Raw genomic sequence first — 20,119 nt, 5'->3', positions numbered from 1 at the left:
CCCTAGCCCCTGGCGCGCTGAACCGTCCAGACGGTACAGTAGCGGACGATCGACCGCATCCCCCTGCCGCGAACCGTCACTCCCGTGGCCTCTGGACCGCCCAGAAGCCACGCCCCTGACGGCTCGGCGGGGAAGACCCGAGCAGCACCGTGAGGAGGACCCGTGTACACCGCGCCCCTGCCCCGCATCACCCCGACCACCGGAACGCACCCCACCGCCGCCCAGCCCCCGCACCCCGCCAGCGCGCGACGCCGCTGGGCCGCGCTGAGCGTGCTCATGCTCCCGGTGCTGCTGGTCGCGGTGGACAACACCGTGCTCTCCTTCGCCCTGCCCGCGATCTCCGAGGCGCTGCGCCCCAGCGGCAACCAGCTGCTGTGGATCGTGGACGTCTACCCGCTGGTCCTGGCGGGGCTGCTGGTGCCGATGGGCTCCCTGGGGGACCGGATCGGTCGGCGTCGGCTCCTGCTGATCGGGGCCACCGGGTTCACCGCGCTCTCCGCGGCGGCCGCCTTCGCGCCGTCAGCGGGCTGGCTGGTCGCCGCGCGGGCCGCGATGGGCTTCTTCGGGGCCATGCTCATGCCGGCCACCCTCTCCCTGATCCGCAACATCTTCCCCAACCCCCACGAGCGTCGCCTGGCCATCGCCATCTGGGCGGCCGGCTTCTCCGGCGGGGCGGCCCTGGGACCCATCGTCGGCGGCTTCCTGCTGGAGCACTTCACGTGGGGCTCGGTGTTCCTGCTCGCGGTGCCGGTGATGCTGCCGCTGCTGGCCCTGGGCCCGATCCTCGTCCCGGAGTCCCGGGATCCCCACCCCGGCCCGGTGGATCCGTGGAGCATCCTGCTGGCCCTAGCCACCATGACGCCGCTGATCTACGGCATCAAGACCTTCGCCACCGAGGGTCCGGGTTGGCAGGCCCTGGTTCCGGCGGCGGTGGCGCTCGCGGCCGGCTTCGCCTTCGTCCGGCGCCAGCTGCGCCGTCCCGAGCCGATGCTGGACGTGCGGCTGTTCCGCAACCCCGTATTCACCGGGGCCATCCTGTCCAACCTGTTCAGCGTGTTCTCCCTGGTGGGGTTCCTGTACTACATCTCCCAGCACCTGCAGCTGGTCAGCGGCTACTCCCCCATGCAGGCCGGCTTCCTGCTGCTGCCGGGTCTGGCGATCACGATCGTCGCGGGCCTGGTGGTGGTGCGCCTGGTGAAGCGGTGGCGGCCCTCCCGGGTGGTCACCGGCGGACTGCTGCTCAACGCGGCGGGCTTCGCGCTGGCGGCCTGGGCGGGTCCGCAGGGCTCCGACGTCGGGCTGATCGCGGCCTTCGCGGTGCTGGGCGCGGGCATCGGCTTCGCGGAGACCATCGCCAATGACATGATCCTGGCCGCGGTGCCGGCGCAGAAGGCCGGGGCGGCCTCGGCGATCTCGGAGACCGCGTACGAGACCGGCTCCGTGCTGGGCACGGCCGTGCTGGGCTCGGTGCTGAACTTCGCATACCGGGCGCACCTGGAGATCCCGGCCGGGATTCCCGACGACGCCCGGGAGGCTTCCCGGGAGACCCTCGGCGGGGCGGTGGACACCGCCGGGACCCTGCCCGGACAGCTCGGGGAGGCCCTGCTGGACTCGGCCCGGCGCGCCTTCGACTCGGGGGTGCTGATCACCAGCCTGATCGGGGTGGTGCTGATGCTCGCCGCCGCGGTGATGGCCTGGCGCACCCTGGGTGGTGCGGACGAGAAGCTGGACGCCGCCCGGGAGTGAGTTCCGAAGGGTCGCGGTCTTGACCGATATCAGAGGGTGGAACCGCTGCCTCAGGCATTCCAGGTCGGTGTCTACACCCACTATGGGCGACAGAGCCAGCCCCTGATAGAGTGAGCGGGTGTTGGCGACAGACCTCCTGGGCATCGCCGAGGTCGAGCGTGTTGCCGCCCTCGGTGAGCTTGATGCGCGTAGACAGTCTGACCTGGGACAGTTCTTCACCCCCGCGAAGGCGGCTGAGCTGATCTCCTCCCTTCCGAGCCTTCCATCCAACGGCACGCTTCGCGTTCTCGATCCCGGAGCTGGCTCTGGCATACTCACGGCTGCCCTCGTGAATCGGGTGCTGACGGAGCAGCCTGAGCTGTCTTTGGAAGTCGTGGCCATTGAGCGCGATCCAGCCGTGTTTCCGCATCTGAGGGCAACACTCGACGAATGCGAGAGGGCAGGGGCGGGTCGAGTCTCCACAACGGCCTTGGAAGCCGACTTCATCCTCGATTCCACGGGACTGGATGCATCCCTCGATCTGGAAGCTCAGTTCGACCTCGTGATCGAGAATCCCCCCTACGGCAAGCTGGCTGTGTCGAGTCTGCACCGCGCCGCGATGCGATCCACCGGTTTCGACGCACCGAATCTGTATGCGGCATTTCTCATCCTCTCGACCGCCGCCCTGCGGATCGGCGGGCAGCTCGTCGCGATCACCCCGCGATCCTTCTTCAACGGAGCATATTTCGGAGACTTCCGTTCCCATCTGCTCGATTCCATAGCGCTTGACCGCGTGCATGTCTTCGACTCCCGTTCCACCATCTTTTCTGATACAGGCGTGCTTCAAGAGAATGTGATCTTCTCGGGGACCCGAGGGGCAACACCCGGCAACGTGGAGATTTCGGTGAGCCACGACCACACTACCGACATCTCCTCACGGTCAGTGCCATATGAAAGCGTCGTCTTCCCAGATGACCCCCACCGATTCATCCGACTTGCCACCAATATAGACGACACTCGGATTGCTGATACTGTGCTCTCCCAGCCCTGCACGCTGAACGACCTTGGGGTTCGTGTTTCGACTGGACGAGTCGTGGACTTCCGCTCGCGGCACGCACTGAGCGAAGTAGAACTACCAGGATCCTTTCCTCTGATCTATCCGGGAAATCTACGCGACGGCAAAGTAGTCTGGCCTCGCGTAATCCGCAAACCTCAGTGGTTCCACGCCACCAGCGACAAGGATCGATCGATGCTCCTACCGGAAGGCTGGTACGCCGTCGTCAAGCGATTCAGCGCGAAAGAAGAGCGCCGCAGAATCATCGCATCCGCATGGTCACCCATCGATCACCCCGGTGACGTCGCTTTTGAAAACCATCTCAACGTGTTCCACACCGACGGTCATGGAATGGATGAAGAGCTAGCCAAGGGCATCACCATCTGGCTCAATTCATCCATCATCGACAGATTCTTCCGGACCTTCTCTGGACACACCCAGGTTAACGCCACCGATCTGCGCACGCTGCGATTCCCTACAGCTGAGACCTTGCGTAACCTGGGACACAGGATCGCCGCATCGCAGGACGAGATCGACTCGCTGATACAGGAGCTGATAGCCGCGTGATGGACCAGAGGAATGCCGCATACGAGCGCATCGAAGATACCCGGGTGATCCTTGAGACCCTCGGCATGGATGCGGAGCGAAGCAATGAGCGCTCCGCGCTAGTCCTCCTTGCCCTCCTGCAGCTTACTCCCGAGAAATCATAGGCAGAGGCCACGAACCCGATGCTCGGGACGAAAGCGATCATGGATTTCATCCGTGATGAATACGGCAGAAAATATGCGCCGAATACCCGCGAGACCATCAGGCGGTTCACACTCCACCAGTTCGTGGAAGTGCACCTGATCGAGCCGAATCCAGACAACCCTCATCGCCCGGTGAACTCACCCAAATGGAATTACCAGATCACCGCCGAGGCGCTGGCTATGCTGCGCACTTACGGCACCGACACGTGGAATTCCGCAACCGATCGGTATCTCACCGCTCTTCCGGGACTCAGGGCTCGCTATGCAGCCGCCCGCGCGATGGAGCTCATCCCTCTCACTCTCCCCGATGGATCATCCTTCACCCTGACTCCAGGCGGTCAGAACGTTCTCCTCAAGGCGATGGTCGAAGACTTCTGCCCTCGCTTCACTCCCGGTGGCCAGGTATTATACATCGGCGACGCCGGCAATAAATGGGCGCTTTTCGACGAGAAAACCCTTTATTCTCTTGGTGTCACGATCGATGAACATGGCAAGATGCCTGACCTCATCATTTACCTCCCGGACCGCAACTGGCTTGTACTCCTCGAAGCGGCAAGCTCTCATGGTCCAGTCGACGCAAAGCGCCAGGCAGAACTCGCCGCTTTGTTCTCCGGATCCCACGCAGGATTGGTCTACGTCTCCTGCTTTCCCGATCGTGCCGAATTTCGCAAGTACGTCGATAAGATTGCATGGGAATCGGAAGTCTGGTGCGCCGACCATCCCACACACATGATCCACTACAACGGCGAGCGCTTCCTCGGCCCCTACACCTGATCTCTGGATGTCCTCAGCTCCGAACGCTTCGAGTGCCCCCCTGAGAGCGAAATCCCTGGTCAGCGCCCGATCCCCGCGGGAGACTGGTGGGGTACACCACCGTCATCGGAAGGCTTTGAGACCATGGACCTGGGCATCGAGGGCAAGATCGCGCTGATCACCGGAGGGGACTCCGGGATCGGCTGGCACACCGCCCAGCGGCTGCTGGCGGAGGGGGCCGTCGTCGTCATCTCGGATCGGGATGAGGAGAAGCTGGCCGAGGCCGCCCAGCGGCTGGAGGCCCCGGAGGGCCGCCTGCACGCCTTCCCCGCGGACATCGCCAGCCAGCAGGACCTGCGCCGTCTGCACGAGCAGGTGCGCGAGGCCGCCGGGAGCATCGACATCCTGGTGCAGTCCGCCGGGATCACCGGCGCCCAGGGGTACTTCCACGAGATCGACGACGCCGGGTGGACCGACACCCTCGAGGCGGATCTGCTGGGCCCGGTGCGCCTGATCCGGGAGTTCCTGCCGGATCTGCGCGAGGGCGGCTGGGGCCGGCTGGTGCTGCTGGCCTCGGAGGACGCCGTGCAGCCCTACGACGACGAGCTGCCCTACTGCGCGGCGAAGGCCGGGATCCTGGCGCTGGCCAAGGGCCTGTCCCGCACGTATGCGCGGGAGGGGCTGCTGGTCAACGCCGTCTCCCCGGCCTTCATCCGCACGCCGATGACGGACGCGATGATGCGGCGGCGCTCGGAGCAGCTGGGCGTCTCCTTCGACGAGGCGATCGAATCCTTCCTGGACGAGCAGCGCCCGCACATGGAGCTCAAGCGCCGCGGCACCCCGGAGGAGGTGGCCCCCGTGATCGCGTTCCTGTGCTCGGACCTGGCGTCCTTCGTCAACGGGTCCAACTACCGCGTGGACTCCGGGTCCGTGGCCACCCTCTGACCCAGCACGCGCCGGCCGGCGCACCGCCCTCGTCACGCTGGGTGCAGGATGTCGCGGACGGTCCGTAGACATCCTGCACCCAGCGCGTCATCGGCGACGGAGGTTCAGCCGGCCTGAGCCCCCTCGCCGGCGAAGGGGTAGTCCGTGTACCCGTGCGGGCCGGGGGCGTAGAAGGTGGACGGGTCCGGGGTGTTCAGCTCCAGTCCCTCCCGCCAGCGGCGCACCAGATCCGGATTGGCGATCAGCTCCCGCCCCACCACCGCGGCATCGGCGAGATCCTCGGCCACGATGCGCCGCGCCTCGGGCAGCTCGGTGACTTCTGCGAACCCGGAGTTCAGCAGGAACGCGCCGGGGAAGCGCCCGCGCAGGTGCGCCACCAGGTCCCCGTCGATCTCCCGGTGCAGCACCGAGAGATAGGCCGGGTGGGCCTCGGCGATGCCGTCCAGCAGCGCATCGTAGGTGGCCAGCACATCCTGCCGATCCCGCTCCAGGGTGCCCTGCACGTTGTGCTCCGGGGAGATGCGCAGACCCACCCGATCCCCGCCGATCTCCTCGGCGACGCCGCGCACCGCCTCCACCGTCAGGCGCGCCCGGGCGGCCGGGGAGCCTCCCCAGGCGTCCTCGCGGTGGTTGGCCGAGGGGCTGAGGAACTCGTGCAGGAGGTACCCGTTGGCCCCGTGCAGCTCGACGCCGTCCGCCCCGGCGTCCACGGCCCGGCGGGCGGCAGCCCGGAACTCCTCGACGATGCGGGGGACCTCCTCGGTGCCCAGGGCGCGGGGCACGGGGGCCTCGGCCTTGCCGGCGAAGGTGTGCACGCCGGTGCCGGAGGCGATGGCGCTCGGCGCCTCGGGCTGGGCGCCGCGCAGCAGATCCGGGTGGGACATGCGCCCGCCGTGCATCAGCTGCAGCACCAGGGTGCCGCCCTCGGCGTGCACCGCCTCGGCGACCTTCGCCCAGCCGGTGGTCTGGGCGTCGTCGGCGATGCCGGCCTGGCCGGGGAAGGCCCGGTTGGTGAAGGCGGTGAAGGTGCCCTCGGTGACCACCAGGCCGGCGGAGGCGCGCTGGGCGTAGTAGCGCGCGTGCAGGTCCGTGGGCACGCCGTCCTCCCCGGCGCGCTGGCGGGTCAGGGCGGCCATGGTGATGCGGTTGCGCAGGTGCAGGGCACCGGCCTGCAGCGGATCGAACAGGGTGGTCACGGGCGTGCTTCTTCCCTCGGGGATGCGGACTGTGCCGTGGAACCACCCCGCATGCCCGGCTATTCCCACCCCTCGAAGTCCCCGTATGACGCCGCGCGGTGCCGGGCGGGGTCACCGGTTGCATTCCGCGGGTGGGCGCAGTTGTCTGAGGGGAGCATGAGCCCTCGAGGCGAGGACGAGCGAGAGACCAGGAGGCCTGCGTGCACCCCTACGACCAGATCACCGTGGAGTCCCTGGTGGGCAAGTCCGGGATCAAGTGGTCCCAGGGCGAGGGGGTGATCGGGGCGTTCATCGCGGAGACGGACTTCGGGGTGGCCGAGCCGATCCGCGCGGCCCTGCGGGACCTGGATGAGCGGGACCTGTTCGGCTACGCCCCCGCGTGGATGGTGCGGGAGCTGCAGGAGGCCACGGCCGAGCTGTACGCGCAGGAGCACGGCTGGCGCGTCCCCGCCCGGCAGGTCGCGCCCCTGCCGGATGTGATCGCGGGGTTCGCGGCCTTCCTGGACGTGTTCACCGCCCCCGGGGCCCCGGTGATCCTGCCGACCCCGGCGTACATGCCGTTCCTGCGGGTCCCTGGGCTGCACGGGCGCCGGATCATCGAGGTGCCGATGCGCCGGGATCCCGAGGTGAGCACCCCCTGGCGGCTGGATCCGGCGGATCTGGAGACGGCCTTCGCGGCGGCCGACGCCGAGCTCGCCGCGGCCGCGGCCGCGGCATCCGGGGACGCGGCCTCGCGGTCCGCGGCCGGGGAGGGACCGCGCCATCGGGGTCCGGTGCTGATCCTGTGCAATCCGCACAATCCGACGGGCAAGGTCCACACCCGGGAGGAGATGGCCCAGATCGCCCGGGTCGTTCAGGCCCATGACGGGTGGGTCTTCTCCGATGAGATCCACGCCCCCGTGGTCTACTCCGGTGCCCGCCACGTCCCCTACGCCTCCACGGGGGCCGCGGCCGCGGGCCACACGGTCACGGCCACCGCGGCGTCGAAGGCCTTCAACATCCCGGGGCTGCGCTGCGCCCAGCTGCTCTTCTCCGACGAGGCCGACGCCGCCCGCTGGGCCGAGCGCGGGGAGTTCGTCTCCAAGTCGGCGTCGAACCCGGGGATGCTGGCGACGACGGCGGCCTACCGCGAGGCCCGCGTCTGGGCCCGGGAGACCCGGGACTACCTGGAGGGCAATCGGGATGAGCTGGGGGATCTGCTGACCCAGCACCTGCCGGGGGTGGGGTGGATCCCGCCGCAGGCGACCTTCCTGGCCTGGCTGGATGTCTCCGCGCTGGGCATCCCGGGGTGTCCGCAGGAGTTCTTCCTGGAGCGGGCCGCGGTGAGCCTGACCGACGGCGCCCAGTGCGGGCAGGGCCTGGGCGGGCACGTGCGCCTGAACTTCGGGATGCCCCGCCCGGTGCTGCGCGAGGCCGTGGAGCGGATGGGTCGGGCCGCAGCCCAGCTGGCCTGAGCGCGGTCCGAGGAGGCGGCCGAACCCGTCGAATCGGCCGCTGACCTGGTGACACGTCGGCTCAGAAGGTCGCATAATGGAGGGACACGGATCCGCGCCGCAGGCCGCTGGAGCCACCGAACCACACGGAGGAGAACACCATGCGCGCACTGACCTGGCAGGGTCCCGGATCGGTCGAGATCGCCGAGGTCCCCATGCCCGAGCTGCGGGATCCCACCGATGCGATCGTTCGGGTCACCTCGACGGCGATCTGCGGCTCGGACCTGCACCTGTACGGGGTGCTCGGGCCGTACATGGGCCGCGGAGACGTCCTGGGCCACGAGTTCATGGGCGTCGTGGAGGAGGTCGGCGCGGAGGTGACCGGCCTGCAGGTCGGGGACCGCGTCGTCGTGCCCTTCAACATCTCCTGCGGGCGCTGCTGGATGTGCTCGCGAGGCTTCTACGCCCAGTGCGAGACCACCCAGAACACCGAACGTGGCACCGGCGCGTCGCTGTTCGGCTTCAGCAAGCTCTACGGGGAGGTTCCGGGCGGGCAGGCCGAGTACGTGCGGGTGCCGCATGCGGACTTCGGACCGGTGAAGGTCCCCCACGGCTTCGCCGACGAGCGGGCCCTGTACCTCTCCGACATCCTGCCCACCGCGTGGCAGGGCGTGGCGTGGGCGAACGTCCCCGACGGCGGCACGCTGGCGGTGATCGGCGCCGGGCCGATCGGTCAGCTGGCCGTGCGCTCGGCACGCCAGCAGGGCCACGCGGAGCGGATCATCGCCGTGGATCTGGTGGATGAGCGGCTGGAGCTGGCCCGGGCCTGGGGCGCGCAGACCATCGACCTGCGCGAGGTGGATTCGGTCGGGGATGCGATCCGGGATCTGACCGGCGGACGCGGAGCGGATTCGGTGCTGGATGCCGTGGGCATGGAGGCCCACGGGAACCCGGTGGCCGAGCAGGTGGTGAAGGCCGTGGGGAAGCTGCCCGGCGGCGTCGGGCAGAAGGTCATGGAGACCGCCGGGATCGACCGCACCGCGGCGCTGCTCAGCGCGATCGACGGCGTGCGCCGCTCCGGCACCGTGTCCATCAGCGGGGTGTACGGCGGCACCGCCGATCCGCTGCCGATGATGACGATGTTCGACAAGGGGATCCGCCTGGCGATGGGTCAGTGCCACGTGCGGCAGTGGACCGAGGAGCTGTCCGAGATCCTCTTCCAGGACGAGGACGTGCTGGGGGTGGAGCAGCTGGCCACCCACCACCTGGCCCTCTCCGATGCCCCGGAAGCCTATGACATGTTCCGGGATAAGCGGGACGGCTGCATCAAGGTGGTCCTGGACCCCACCCGCTGACGCCGGGCCGGCTTAGTCGGGCCCCGGCTCCGGTCCAGGCCCGATGGCACGCTGGGTGCAGGATGTCGCGGACGGTCCGCGACATCCTGCACCCAGCGTGACGACCCGCGCCGAGGACGGCGCGGCCGCACCCACTACGCTGGATTCCCATGAGAACCCCCGTGCCCGAGTACCTGTCCGAGCTGCTGGATGCCGTGCGCGAGAAGGACGGAGGTGCCGTCGCGGACTACATCCCCGAGCTGGCCAAAGCGGACCCGGGGCTGTTCGGCGTCGCCCTGACCACCGTGGACGGGCGCACCTACTCCGCCGGGGACGACGAGCACGAGTTCTCCATCCAGTCCATCTCCAAGCCCTTCGCCTACGCCGCGGCGCTGACGGACCGCGGGGTGGAGGAGATCATGTCCAAGGTCTCCGTGGAGCCCTCCGGGGAGGCGTTCAACGAGCTGTCCCTGGAGCGGGGCACCAACCGCCCCAAGAACCCCATGATCAACGCCGGGGCGATCGCGGTGCACAGTCTGCTGATGAACCCGGAGGCCTCCCTGGAGGAGCGCGCCGCGCACACGGTGGAGTTCTTCTCCCGGCTGGCCGGGCGGGAGCTGCAGATGGACGAGGAGGTGTTCCGCTCCGAGCTGGAGACCACGGACCGCAACATGGCCCTCGCGCACATGCTGCGCAACTACGGGATGTTCGAGGAGCACGCGCACAACGTGGTGGCCGGGTACGTGGCCCAGTGCGCCATCCGGGTCACGGTCCGGGACCTGGCGATCATGGGTGCCACGCTGGCCAACGGCGGGGTGCAGCCGAGCACCGGGGAGCGGGTCTGCTCCCCGGAGGTGGCCCGGCAGGTGCTGGCGGTGATGGTCTCCGCGGGGATGTACGACGCCTCGGGGACGTGGTTCGCCGACGTCGGGATCCCGGCGAAGTCCGGGGTGGCCGGGGGTGTGCTGGGGGTGCTGCCGGGGCAGCTGGGCATCGGCGTGCTCTCCCCGCGCCTGGATGCGCAGGGCAATTCGGTGCGCGGGGTGCAGGTGTTCCGGAAGCTCTCCGACGACATGGGCCTGCACCTGATCAACGTCCACGCCTATGGGCACGACGCGGTGCGCTCGGTGCGCCAGGTGGGCCGGGATCTGATCATCAAGCTGCAGGGGAACATCGGGTTCACCGGTGCGGAATCCGTGCTCTCCCAGCTGGAGTACGTGCAGCCCCCGGAGCACGGCGCCGTGATCTTCGATCTCACGCGGGTGACGAGCCTGAACGACGTCGGGCGGCGGATGCTCCTGGAGGGGATGCTGCGGCTGAAGCAGGATGGCGCCCGGGTGGGGCTGATCGACACGGACGGGGTGCTGCCGGATCCGGATCTGGGCGATGGCACCTACCCGGAGCGGCGCGGGCGCATCCGCGCCGCCCTGCGCACCGCCCAGACCCTGCGCCAGCCGGAGACGACGTACCCGCACAGCACCCGCTGACATCGCCGATCGCGCTGACGCCCCCGGTTCCGACGACGCTCACCCGAGCGTCCACGCGGGGTGCCCGGCCCCGCGGCGTCGGGCCCCCGAGGAGAGGAGACCGGGCCGATGAGCACCACCGCACACCCCGCCCAGCAGACGCGGGCCGGATCCGGCGTCCTGCTGGTCATCGGCTCGTGCATCTCCCTGCAGTTCGGCGCGGCCCTGGCCACCCAGCTGTTCGCCCCGCTGGGCTCCTGGGGGGTGACGACGCTGCGCCTGGTGCTCGGCGCCGTCGTGCTCCTGGTGCTCACCCGCCCGGCCGTGCGCGCGTGGGACCGGCGGCAGTGGCGGGCCGTGGTGCTGTTCGGGGCGACGATGGCGCTGATGAACGGCTTCTTCTACGCCGCGATCGCCCGCATCCCGCTGGGGGTGGCGGTGGCCCTGGAGTTCCTGGGGCCGCTGGTGCTCTCCGCGGTGACCTCCCGGCGGGGACTGGACTTCGCATGGGTGGGTCTGGCCCTGGGCGGGATGGCCCTGCTGGGGGTGCAGTCCGTGCTGGGCGGGGCGGGTCTGGATCCCCTCGGGGCGGTCTTCGCGCTGATCGCCGGGCTGTTCTGGGCCGGGTACGTGCTGGCCAGCGGGCACGTGGGTCGGCTGGTGCCGGGCACGGGCAGACTGGCGGCGTCGATGACGGTGGCGGGTCTGCTCCTGCTGCCGGTGGGGCGGGCAGCGTGGTGCGGGCAGGGCAGGAGCCGCATCTGCTGGGCCTGGCGCTGCTGACCGCCCTGCTGGCCTCGGTGATCCCGTACTCCCTGGAGCTGGCGGCGCTGCGGCGGGTGCTCGGCCAGGTGTTCAGCATCCTGCTGAGCCTGGAGCCGGCGTTCGCGGCGCTGTTCGGCTGGCTGCTGCTGTCCCAGCGCATCGAGGGGCTGCGGCTGCTGGCGATCGCCCTGGTGGTCCTCGCCTCGATGGGCACCACGGTCTCCGCCTCCCTGGGGGCGCGGCGTACCCGGCGCCGGGTGGCGCGACAGGCCGAGGATGAGCCGGCCGGGCTCGTCCCGCCGGAGGAGGTCGTGGTGGGGGTGGGCACCGGCGCCCTGCCGGTGGTGGCCGCCGCACCGGAAGCGCCGAGCGGTTCCCGTCAGGCGCAGGGACCGTCGCATCCCCTGGGGTGAGCTCGCGGCGTGACCACCGCATGCGGTGGGACGGACGCGGCTATCCTGGGCCGCATGCGAGTCTTCGTCTTCGACGATGCCTGCGGCCCGTGCACCCGGGCGGCGGCCTTCCTGCACCGACGCGCCGGAGCGGGTGCCGCGGACGCGGGGCTGACGGTGCTGCCCTTCTCCCAGGTGCGCGAGGAGCTGGATGGCGCCGCCCGCGAGCGCTTCACCCGCGAGGCCCTGTACGCGCAGGGCCCGGCGCCGGCGGGCACCCTTCCGGCGGATGGCTCTGCGGGGGATCGCCCGGCGGCAGCGGTGCGCGCGATGCCCGCGGGGTGGGAGCTGCCGGGCCGCGCGGCCTGGGGGCACGCGGCGATCGCCCGGGCGCTGCTGGCCTCCCCGCACCGGGCGGATCGGCTGGCCGGCCGGGTGATCCTGGCCCGCCCCGTCGCCCCGGCGGCCCGCCGGGTGTACGGGTGGGTGGCCCGGCATCGTCGGGTGCTCAACCCGCTCTTCCCGCCGGCTGGCTAAGCTGGGGCCATGCTGCCCTTCCTGCTGATCCAGACCCGCGACGATGACGCCGTGGTGGCCGACGAGCTGCGCTCCACCGCCGAGCTGGGCGGCTTCGGTCCCGGTGAGCTGGTGCAGCTGCAGCTGGATCGGATCTTCGCGGAGGATCCGCGCCCGGCCACCGGCGCGCCGGAGCCGGGCGATGAGGCGGACAGCCCGCTGGCGTCCTCGGAGCAGCAGGCGCCCCCGGCCCTGGACTGGCCGGCGATCCTGCAGGCGCATTCCGGGGTGATCCTGTGCGGCAGCCCGTTCAACTCCTCGGACCCGGAGGAGTCCAAGTCCGCGCTGCAGCGGCGGGTGGAGGCGGAGCTGCGGCGGATGCTGGATGAGGTGGTCCGCCGGGACTACCCGTTCTTCGGCGCCTGCTACGGGGTGGGCACCCTGGGTCTGCACCAGGGGGCGGTGGTGGATCGGACCTTCTCCGAGGAGGCCGGGCCGATCCGGGTGACGGTTACCCCGCAGGGTCGGCAGGATCCGCTGCTGGCCGACGTCGAGCCGGTGTTCCAGGCTTTCGTGGGCCACAAGGAGGCGGTGCGCACGCTGCCGCCGGGGGCGGTGCTGCTGGCCGGGGGCGAGGCCTGCCCGGTGCAGATGTTCCGGATCGGGGCGAACATGTATGCCACGCAGTTCCACCCGGAGCTGGATCAGCGGGGCCTGCTGCACCGGCTGCGCGTGTACGCGAACCACGGCTACTACGACCCGGAGAACGCCCAGGAGCGCTTCGACGCCGTGCGCGCGGCCGAGGTGACCCAGCCCCAGCGGATCCTGGCGAACTTCCGCCGCCGCTACGCCCGCTCGGCCTGAGCGGCCCTCCCCCTCCCCGGGGCGCCGCGGACCCGTCATCGGACGCCGCGGGCCCGTCGTCGGCACTTGCGACCACCGCCGAATCATTTGACGCATCAACTTTTTTTACCCGGGAATAAAGCCCACACACCCGAGGTTGGACCGGTCAGACCACGAAGCAGCACCGCCGGGAGGCGGAGCACGAGGCGAAGGAGCCGAGACCATGCAGTTCGGGATCATGACCATCGGGGACGTCACCCAGGACCCCACCACCGGCACCACCCCCACCGAGCACGAGCGCATCCGCAGCACCGTGGAGATCGCGAAGAAGGCCGAGGAGATCGGCATGGACGTCTTCGCGACCGGCGAGCACCACAACCCGCCGTTCGTGGCCCCGGCCAACCCGCCGGTGCTGCTGGCCAACATCGCCGCGCAGACCGAGAAGATCATCCTGTCCACCTCCACCACCCTGATCACCACCAATGACCCGGTGCGCCTGGCGGAGGACTACAGCTACCTGCAGCACCTGGCGGAGGGCCGGGTGGACCTGATCATGGGCCGCGGCAACACCGGCCCGGTGTACCCGTGGTTCGGCAAGGACATCCGGCAGGGCATCCCGCTGGCGGTGGAGAACTACAACCTGCTGTACCGGCTGTGGCACGAGCAGACCGTGAACTGGCAGGGCAAGTTCCGCACCCCGCTGCAGTCCTTCACGCTCACCCCGCAGCCGCTGGACGGCGTCGCGCCGTTCGTGTGGCACGGGTCCATCCGCTCCCCGGAGATCGCGGAGCAGGCGGCGTACTACGGCGACGGCTTCCTGCACAACAACATCTTCTGGAACAAGGAGTTCACCCAGCAGATGATCGAGCTGTACCGGCAGCGCTACGAGCACTACGGCCACGGCGCGGCGGATCAGGCCTTCGTGGGCCTGGGCGGGCACGTGTTCATGCGGCCCAACTCGCAGGACGCCCGCCGGGAGTTCCGCCCGTACTTCGACAACGCCCCGGTCTACGGCCACGGGCCCTCCATGGAGGACTTCATGGATCAGACCCCGCTGACCGTGGGCTCCCCGCAGGAGGTCATCGAGAAGACGCTGAGCTTCCGCGAGTACGCGGGGGACTACCAGCGGCAGCTGTTCCTCATCGACCACGCGGGCCTGCCGCAGAAGACGGTGCTGGAGCAGCTGGACCAGCTGGGTGAGATCCTGCCGACCCTGCGCAGGGAGTTCGACGCCGGGCGCCCGGCCCACGTCCCCGAGGCCCCGACCCACGAGTGGCTGGTGCGCCGCCACGAGGACGGCATGGACCCGGTGCCCGGGGGTCGCCCGGATTCCCCGGCGGGCCGGGAGCGCGCCGCCCAGCAGGAGCGGCAGGCCGAGCAGGCCGGGGGCGACGTCGACGCCGCCGGCGCCCGGCAGGACACGACGCAGCGGTAGAGTCCGCACGAGCAGACGGCAGCGAGGAGTTGACGGTGATGACGAGAGCATCGGAGAGGATCCGCCTGGTGGTGGTCTCCGCCGGGATGGGGGAGCCCTCCTCCACGAGCCTGCTGGGCGAGCGGCTGGCCGAGGCCTCCCGGGCCGCCCTGGAGGCCTCCGGGCTGGCGGTGCGCATCGAGCAGATCGGCCTGCGGGGCCTGGCCCACGGGATCGCGGATCACCTGACCATGGGCTTCCCCTCGGGGAAGCTGGCTCAGGCGCTGGACGCGGTGCGCGCGGCGGACGCGGTGATCGCGGTGACGCCGACCTTCAAGGCGGGGTACACGGGGCTGTTCAAGTCCTTCTGGGACCTCACCGAGGACGGGGACATCGCCGGGACCCCGGTGCTGCTGGCGGCCACCGGCGGCTCGGCCCGGCATTCGCTGATGATCGACACGGCCCTGCGCCCCCTGTTCTCCTATCTGCGCGCGGACCTGGTGCCCACCGGTGTCTTCGCGGCCACGGAGGACTTCGGTGCCGACGCCGCCCTGCAGCAGCGCATCGATCGGGCCGGGGCGGAGCTGGCCCAGCGGGTGGCCTGGCGCGCCGGGACCGCGCTGGGCAGCCGGGACGATGCCGAGGACGTGCCGATCCCGGCGTCGGTCCCGGATGAGGACGCCGTGCCCGCCGAGCACGAGGGAACCGCGCACGAGGGCGGCGCGCACCGGCCCGACGGCGCAGGATCTGCGAGTTCGGCGGCGGACGGCCCGATCCCGGACGCGCGGGCGGCCCGGGCGGTGGACTCGGAGCTGAACGCGGGCCAGGGTGAGGGCTTCCGCCCGGCCTCGGGACTCTCCGCGCTGAAGCTGACCCCGTTCGATCAGCTGCTGGGGGACCAGGCGCCGTCGTCCTCGTCGGGCGGGGCCCGGGCCGGGAAGTAGACCCAGCTCTACCCCGGTTCACACCCTCCCCCACTGTGCGGCCGGGGCGGCGCGAGAAGACTGGATGCCATGATCACCGACATCTTCTCCGCCACCCTGGCCGCCGTGACCCTCCAGGAGTCCGCCCTGACCTGGGGGACCCTGGGAGTGATCGCGGCGGTCTCCCTGGGTCTGCTGGCCCTGCTGTTCGCGACCCTGGTCTCCATCGTCGCCTCCCCGCGCTACGCGGCGGGCGGCAAGGCCCTGTGGATCCTCGCGGTCTTCGCCTTCCCGGTGCTGGGGCCGCTGGCCTGGTTCATCGCCGGGCGCACCACGGGCCTCGAGCGCTCCCCCGCCCCGGTGCGCTGACGAGGGGGACCCGCCATGACCGAGCACGTCCTGGGTACCCTCCCCCACGACGACGCCGCGGCCGGCGGGCGCACCACGGGCGGTCTCGCGGCGCGGCTGGGTCTGGTGGCCCCGCAGCGCTCGCTGCACCACCTGTGGTGGGAGGTCCCGCTGGCCCTGCTGGCGCAGGGTCTCGTGCTGGCCGTCTCCGCGTCGGTGCTGCTGACGGAAGGCGTGCCCGCCCGGGATCCCGCGGGCCCGGCGTACCGGGAGATGCCCTGCGGGGTGTTCGTCCTCGGGGTGGTGCTGACGGTGGTGGCGGTTCCGCTGCTGCAGGAGCTGCTGCTGCGCCGCGGCCTCCTGGACTGGCTGCTCCCGCGCACGGGGGCGCCGGGGGCTGTCGCCCTGAGTGCTGCGGCCACGGCTCTGCTGCATCCGGTGCCGGTGCTGATGCTCCCGGCCGCGGTGGGCGGACTCGCCTGTGCGCTGTCCTACCGCTGGCACGCCAGCCTGTGGGCCCCGTGGATCCTGCACGCGGCCCTGACCGCCCCGCTCGCCGGGGCCACGCTCGTCGTCCTGCTCGCCCCGTGATCCCGATGCCGACCACCGATCCCCTGCACCGCGGGGAGAATGGACCGCGATGAGAACCAGCCTGTGGCGGTGCCTGGCCCGGCCCGCGTACCTCTTCTCCGCCGCCCCGTGGGCGGCGCTGCTCGCGCTGATCACCCCACCGGCAACGCTGCTCCTGTGCACCGGGATCGTGGTGTTCGTGCCCATCCTGGTGCTGGGCGGGGAGACGGCGGTGCCCCCGGTGGTCACCGCCATCTTCGGCCTGCTCATCCTGGTCAGTCCCCTGCTGCTGCTGGCCCTCGCCCCGGCCGGCGCCGTCTGGTACGGGCACGTGCAGCGGTGGCTGCTGCGCATGCTCGGCTTCCGCGGGGTGTCCAACGCGCACGTGCCCCTGCCGGTGCGGCCCGTGAAGCGGTGGTTCTCCGTGCGGTACCGGGAGCCGGCCACGTGGCGGGAGGTGCTGGCCAGCGTCATCGACGCCGTCGCCGCCGTGCTGTTCACCCTCCTGCTGGGCGCGGAGGCCTTCGTGCTGGGGGTGTGCGCCTTCTGCGCCGGGTACCTGGGGATCTACCGGGCGCCCCTGGAGGACATGACCGGCGCCCCGTGGCGGCTGCGCATCGTGGACGGGGAGCTGACGGGCAGCTCCGCCTCCTACACCCCGGAGGACTGGTGGCGCTTCGCCGCCGCCGGGCTGGTGGCGCTGCTGATCTTCGGGTACCTCAACGGTCTGGTGGCCGCCGCGTGGGCCTCCCTGACCAAGGCGCTGCTGGCCCCGCGCCCGGAGGAGATCCAGCGGCAGGTGGACCGGCTGACCTTCTCCCGCGCCGCCATCATGGAGTCCTTCGAGGCGGAGCGGCGCCGGATCGAACGGGACCTGCACGACGGCGTGCAGCAGGAGCTGGTCAACCTCAGCCTGCGCCTGGGCATGGTGCAGATGGAGCTGGGGACCCTGAGCGCCGAGGGCGCCCGGACCGGGCCGGCGCAGCGGCAGCTGGCCCAGGCGCAGGAGCAGACCACCCACGCCCTGCAGACCCTGCGCAACACGGTCCGCGGGATCTACCCGGCCGTCCTGGAGGATCACGGGCTGCGGGCGGCCCTGGAGGAGCTGGCCAACAACGCGCTGCTGCCCACGGAGCTGACGTGGGCGGCGTGCGCGAAGCTGCCGCCCGACGTCGAGCGCACCGCCTACTACGCGGTCAGCGAGGCCATGACCAACGCGCTGAAGCACTCCGCGGCCACCCGGCTGCGCATCACCGCGCACACCGCGCAGGGGGCGCTGACGGTGCAGGTGCACGACGACGGGCAGGGCGGGGCGGACGCCGCCCGCGGATCCGGGATCAGCGGACTGGACGAGCGCGCCCAGGCCCTCGGCGGTTCGGTCACCGTGGACTCCCCGGTGGGCGGGCCCACGGTGCTGCGGCTGTGGCTACCCTTGGATGCGGAGCGTCCCGGGCACAGCCTGCCGTGGGGCGCCCCGCGGGTCACCCGGATCTGACCGGTTCCGGCGGTCGGCCCGCGCTCGCCGTCGTCCCCGTGGGAAAGGCCCCGTACCGTGCGCATCGTCCTCGCCGAAGACTCGACCCTGCTGCGCGAGGGCCTGGTGATGGTGCTGACCCGCATGGGCCACGAGGTGATCCGGCAGGTGGGCGACGCCCCGGGGCTGCTGGCGGCGGTGGCCGAGGAGCAGGGCCGGGAGGGCCTGGACGTGGTGATCACGGACGTGCGGATGCCCCCGGGCAACGCCTCGGACGGGCTGCAGGCCGCCCAGCAGCTGCGTCAGCGCTACCCGGGGCTGCCGGTGCTGGTGCTGTCCCAGTACATCGCGGCGGCCTACGCCCGGGAGCTGTTCTCCGCGGACTCCGCCGGGTTGGGGTATCTGCTGAAGGACCGGGTGGGGCGGATCGAGGATTTCTCTCGTGCCCTGGAGACGGTGGCCGGCGGCGGGAGTGTGATCGACCCGGACGTGGTCCAGCACCTGATGGGTTCGGCACGGCAGGATCAGCGTTCGGGTGCTCTGGAGCGGCTGACCCCGCGGGAGCGGGAGATCCTGCAGCTGATGGCGGAGGGGAAGTCCAACCAGGAGATCGAGGCGCAGCTGTTCGTCTCCTCGGCGACGGTGGCCAAGCACATCGGCAACATCTTCGACAAGCTGGGGCTGGACCCGGATACCGGCAACCGCCGCGTGCGCGCGGTCCTCGCCTTCCTGCAGCGCTGAGGCGCGTGGCGGCGTCGGGGTGATGCCGCCTACGGGTACCGGGAGAAGTCGATGTCGGTCCAGTTGTAGGCGACGGTGAGATGGATCGGGGGATGAATCTCCTTGCTGACCCTCTCGGCGAGCCCCCGGAACCAGAGCGCCATCGCCAGCTCACCATCAGAGCTGTTGAATTCATCATCCCGTGCAGTTCGAACCACAGACTCGCCCAGGTGCGCAGATCCCTCTTCAGGTCATCAGGAAGGGCGATGAACCACTCAGCATCCTCGCGCTCCTCAACCCAGGAGATACCGGTGAACGGGTACTCATCCCATACGGGAGCCATGATCAGCTCATCGTCATCGATTTTCCTGACCCTCCAGGAGTGAATAATCTCCCTGATTCTGTTCAGCATCTCCCACTCCTCGTTCATCCTTGCCCTGGGGCTCTGTGTGTCCTGATCCTGTCCTGGTGCGTCAGGCGGCCTTGGCGCTGAAGTAGGCCTGCACGGCGTCGGAGGCCGCCTGCTGACCCGTCTGCTGGTCCGCGAACCCCTGGGAGACGACCGCGACGGCGTAGGCGTCCTCCCCCACGGTCACCACGGCGGAGGAGGTGATGTGCCAGGCCCCGGTGTCCTCCGGCAGCCATCCGTTCTTCACCGAGACGTCCGTGACCTTCCGCCCAGCCACCTCCTTCCCGGACATCACGCCCCCGCCCCAGTTCTGGGAGGAGTTATCCGGGGTCATCAGCGAGCGCAGGTAGTCCAGGTCATCGGCCTCCACCCAGTCCACGCCCTCGGCGATGCCGCGCATGATCTGCACCTGGTCCTGCGCCCACGTGCGGTCATCTCCCCAGGAGCCCTGCGAGCGGGTGCGCCGCACGCCCAGCTTCTCGTAGGTGGTGTTCAGAACCTCCGCGGCCTGCGGGTCCCGGTAGTCGACGATGCCGGAGGTGTCTGCGGCGGAGCCGGGCAGGTCCCCGGTGATGCTGCGCTGGGTGTCACCGAGCCCGAGGAACAGCTGCTGGGTCGCGGCGTTGTCTGAGTAGACGACGGACTGGGTCATCAGGTCCTTCTGGTGCTCCCCCAGCCGGCCACCCGCCTCCTTGGCTTGGCGCAGCACGGACAGGGCGATGGGGATCTTCACGACGCTGGCCTCGTAGCTCCACGTATCCGGGTGGTAGGCGTAGGTGCGGCCGGCGGCGACGTCGTAGGCGGCGAGGCTCAGCCGCGCGCCGTCGTACTTCCCGCTGACCTCGTCCAGCACGGCGGTCACGGCGTCCGAGGCCTCATCCCGCGGGGCCTGGGCGGCATCGGACACGGTGCTCTCGGCGGCCTGCCGCTCTGCCGTGGACGCCCCGCAGGCGCTCAGGGCGAGACCGAGCACGGCGGCCGAGCCCATTCCCAGGGCCCGACGCCGCGTGATCGGCCGGGTGCCCGCCGCCGGGGACGTCGCGGAGCGGGTTCTCTTCCCTCGGTTCGGGTCTGAGGTGTACTCCATCCG

Annotated in this window: 19 protein-coding genes and 1 pseudogene; 18 read left to right on the top strand and 2 right to left on the bottom strand. The window is 70.5% G+C overall.

Translation table 11 applies throughout. From position 1 onward, the window contains the following. The first annotated feature begins 162 nt into the window (after positions 1-162). The 5 genes and pseudogenes from AC0VXQ_RS00200 to AC0VXQ_RS00180 all read left to right on the top strand — a co-directional run bounded on the left by AC0VXQ_RS00200 (position 163) and on the right by AC0VXQ_RS00180 (position 5,226). A complete protein-coding gene (locus AC0VXQ_RS00200; protein ID WP_414602867.1) occupies positions 163-1,746 on the top strand; it encodes an MFS transporter in 1,584 nt (527 codons plus the stop codon). Positions 1,747-1,864: 118 nt separating this feature from the next. After that, positions 1,865-3,346, top strand: coding sequence for an Eco57I restriction-modification methylase domain-containing protein (locus AC0VXQ_RS00195; protein WP_475528688.1), 1,482 nt, complete (start codon positions 1,865-1,867; stop codon positions 3,344-3,346). Continuing rightward, positions 3,346-3,762, top strand: a pseudogene (locus AC0VXQ_RS00190) (hypothetical protein); the annotation flags it as partial. The gene AC0VXQ_RS00195 and the pseudogene AC0VXQ_RS00190, both read left to right, overlap by 1 nt. Before the next feature lie 45 nt (positions 3,763-3,807). Beyond that, on the top strand, positions 3,808-4,302 hold the full coding sequence (locus AC0VXQ_RS00185) for a BsuBI/PstI family type II restriction endonuclease (RefSeq protein WP_475529419.1): 495 nt from the start codon (positions 3,808-3,810) through the stop codon (positions 4,300-4,302). A gap of 123 nt (positions 4,303-4,425) precedes the next feature. Beyond that, entirely contained in the window at positions 4,426-5,226 is an 801-nt protein-coding gene (locus tag AC0VXQ_RS00180; RefSeq protein ID WP_058731502.1) for an SDR family NAD(P)-dependent oxidoreductase, read from the top strand. A 104-nt stretch (positions 5,227-5,330) separates the two neighbouring features. Here AC0VXQ_RS00180 and AC0VXQ_RS00175 read toward each other — a convergent pair whose 3' ends face one another. Further along, the gene (locus AC0VXQ_RS00175) at positions 5,331-6,422 is read right to left on the bottom strand and encodes an alkene reductase (RefSeq protein WP_058731501.1); all 1,092 of its coding nucleotides are present in this window, start codon (positions 6,420-6,422) and stop codon (positions 5,331-5,333) included. A 200-nt stretch (positions 6,423-6,622) separates the two neighbouring features. Between AC0VXQ_RS00175 and AC0VXQ_RS00170 the strand changes: the two genes are divergently transcribed. From AC0VXQ_RS00170 to AC0VXQ_RS00110, 13 genes are all read left to right on the top strand, one after another. After that, entirely contained in the window at positions 6,623-7,876 is a 1,254-nt protein-coding gene (locus AC0VXQ_RS00170) for a MalY/PatB family protein (protein ID WP_058731500.1), read from the top strand. A gap of 140 nt (positions 7,877-8,016) precedes the next feature. Then, on the top strand, positions 8,017-9,210 hold the full coding sequence (locus AC0VXQ_RS00165) for a zinc-dependent alcohol dehydrogenase (RefSeq protein ID WP_058731499.1): 1,194 nt from the start codon (positions 8,017-8,019) through the stop codon (positions 9,208-9,210). 149 nt (positions 9,211-9,359) lie between these two features. Further along, entirely contained in the window at positions 9,360-10,676 is a 1,317-nt protein-coding gene (locus AC0VXQ_RS00160) for a glutaminase (protein WP_081101456.1), read from the top strand. Between the two features lie 108 nt (positions 10,677-10,784). Continuing rightward, on the top strand, positions 10,785-11,438 hold the full coding sequence (locus AC0VXQ_RS00155) for an EamA family transporter (RefSeq protein WP_242650413.1): 654 nt from the start codon (positions 10,785-10,787) through the stop codon (positions 11,436-11,438). Beyond that, entirely contained in the window at positions 11,390-11,833 is a 444-nt protein-coding gene (locus AC0VXQ_RS00150; protein ID WP_064725045.1) for an EamA family transporter, read from the top strand. Before AC0VXQ_RS00155 ends, AC0VXQ_RS00150 begins: the two co-directional genes overlap by 49 nt. 54 nt (positions 11,834-11,887) lie before the next feature. Continuing rightward, positions 11,888-12,349 (top strand): thiol-disulfide oxidoreductase DCC family protein, encoded by a 462-nt coding sequence (locus AC0VXQ_RS00145; RefSeq protein ID WP_058743537.1) that lies wholly within the window; start codon positions 11,888-11,890, stop codon positions 12,347-12,349. Positions 12,350-12,358: 9 nt separating this feature from the next. Then, on the top strand, positions 12,359-13,192 hold the full coding sequence (locus AC0VXQ_RS00140; RefSeq protein ID WP_058731401.1) for a glutamine amidotransferase: 834 nt from the start codon (positions 12,359-12,361) through the stop codon (positions 13,190-13,192). A gap of 202 nt (positions 13,193-13,394) precedes the next feature. Next, complete coding sequence (locus tag AC0VXQ_RS00135; RefSeq protein WP_129358042.1) at positions 13,395-14,606, top strand: LLM class flavin-dependent oxidoreductase; 1,212 nt, start codon at positions 13,395-13,397, stop codon at positions 14,604-14,606. Positions 14,607-14,644: 38 nt separating this feature from the next. Then, the gene (locus AC0VXQ_RS00130) at positions 14,645-15,529 is read left to right on the top strand and encodes a CE1759 family FMN reductase (RefSeq protein WP_129358041.1); all 885 of its coding nucleotides are present in this window, start codon (positions 14,645-14,647) and stop codon (positions 15,527-15,529) included. Between the two features lie 69 nt (positions 15,530-15,598). Next, positions 15,599-15,877 (top strand): PLD nuclease N-terminal domain-containing protein, encoded by a 279-nt coding sequence (locus AC0VXQ_RS00125; RefSeq protein ID WP_129358040.1) that lies wholly within the window; start codon positions 15,599-15,601, stop codon positions 15,875-15,877. A 15-nt stretch (positions 15,878-15,892) separates the two neighbouring features. Then, positions 15,893-16,447: a CPBP family intramembrane glutamic endopeptidase gene (locus AC0VXQ_RS00120; RefSeq protein ID WP_129358039.1), complete on the top strand. Its 555-nt coding sequence runs from the start codon at positions 15,893-15,895 to the stop codon at positions 16,445-16,447. A gap of 49 nt (positions 16,448-16,496) precedes the next feature. Continuing rightward, positions 16,497-17,921: a sensor histidine kinase gene (locus tag AC0VXQ_RS00115; RefSeq protein WP_100463484.1), complete on the top strand. Its 1,425-nt coding sequence runs from the start codon at positions 16,497-16,499 to the stop codon at positions 17,919-17,921. 57 nt (positions 17,922-17,978) lie between these two features. Next, a complete protein-coding gene (locus AC0VXQ_RS00110) occupies positions 17,979-18,641 on the top strand; it encodes a LuxR C-terminal-related transcriptional regulator (RefSeq protein ID WP_081046298.1) in 663 nt (220 codons plus the stop codon). 452 nt (positions 18,642-19,093) lie between these two features. Here AC0VXQ_RS00110 and AC0VXQ_RS00105 read toward each other — a convergent pair whose 3' ends face one another. Continuing rightward, the gene (locus tag AC0VXQ_RS00105; RefSeq protein WP_058731397.1) at positions 19,094-20,116 is read right to left on the bottom strand and encodes a serine hydrolase; all 1,023 of its coding nucleotides are present in this window, start codon (positions 20,114-20,116) and stop codon (positions 19,094-19,096) included. Between the last annotated feature and the right edge of the window lie 3 nt (positions 20,117-20,119).

The sequence above is a fragment of the Rothia sp. QJM3NY_36 genome (assembly GCF_056173115.1).
Note: the sequence above shows the minus strand (reverse complement) of the source record. Positions and strands in the feature narration are given on the sequence as shown.

Coding starts and splice junctions, on each gene's coding strand:
- AC0VXQ_RS00185 (WP_475529419.1), top strand. CDS start 3,808: ATGGAGCTCATCCCTCTCACTCTCCCCGATGGATCATCCTTCACCCTG.
- AC0VXQ_RS00180 (WP_058731502.1), top strand. CDS start 4,426: ATGGACCTGGGCATCGAGGGCAAGATCGCGCTGATCACCGGAGGGGAC.
- AC0VXQ_RS00165 (WP_058731499.1), top strand. CDS start 8,017: ATGCGCGCACTGACCTGGCAGGGTCCCGGATCGGTCGAGATCGCCGAG.
- AC0VXQ_RS00160 (WP_081101456.1), top strand. CDS start 9,360: ATGAGAACCCCCGTGCCCGAGTACCTGTCCGAGCTGCTGGATGCCGTG.
- AC0VXQ_RS00155 (WP_242650413.1), top strand. CDS start 10,785: ATGAGCACCACCGCACACCCCGCCCAGCAGACGCGGGCCGGATCCGGC.
- AC0VXQ_RS00145 (WP_058743537.1), top strand. CDS start 11,888: ATGCGAGTCTTCGTCTTCGACGATGCCTGCGGCCCGTGCACCCGGGCG.
- AC0VXQ_RS00140 (WP_058731401.1), top strand. CDS start 12,359: ATGCTGCCCTTCCTGCTGATCCAGACCCGCGACGATGACGCCGTGGTG.
- AC0VXQ_RS00135 (WP_129358042.1), top strand. CDS start 13,395: ATGCAGTTCGGGATCATGACCATCGGGGACGTCACCCAGGACCCCACC.
- AC0VXQ_RS00130 (WP_129358041.1), top strand. CDS start 14,645: ATGACGAGAGCATCGGAGAGGATCCGCCTGGTGGTGGTCTCCGCCGGG.
- AC0VXQ_RS00125 (WP_129358040.1), top strand. CDS start 15,599: ATGATCACCGACATCTTCTCCGCCACCCTGGCCGCCGTGACCCTCCAG.
- AC0VXQ_RS00120 (WP_129358039.1), top strand. CDS start 15,893: ATGACCGAGCACGTCCTGGGTACCCTCCCCCACGACGACGCCGCGGCC.
- AC0VXQ_RS00115 (WP_100463484.1), top strand. CDS start 16,497: ATGAGAACCAGCCTGTGGCGGTGCCTGGCCCGGCCCGCGTACCTCTTC.
- AC0VXQ_RS00105 (WP_058731397.1), bottom strand. CDS start 20,116: ATGGAGTACACCTCAGACCCGAACCGAGGGAAGAGAACCCGCTCCGCG.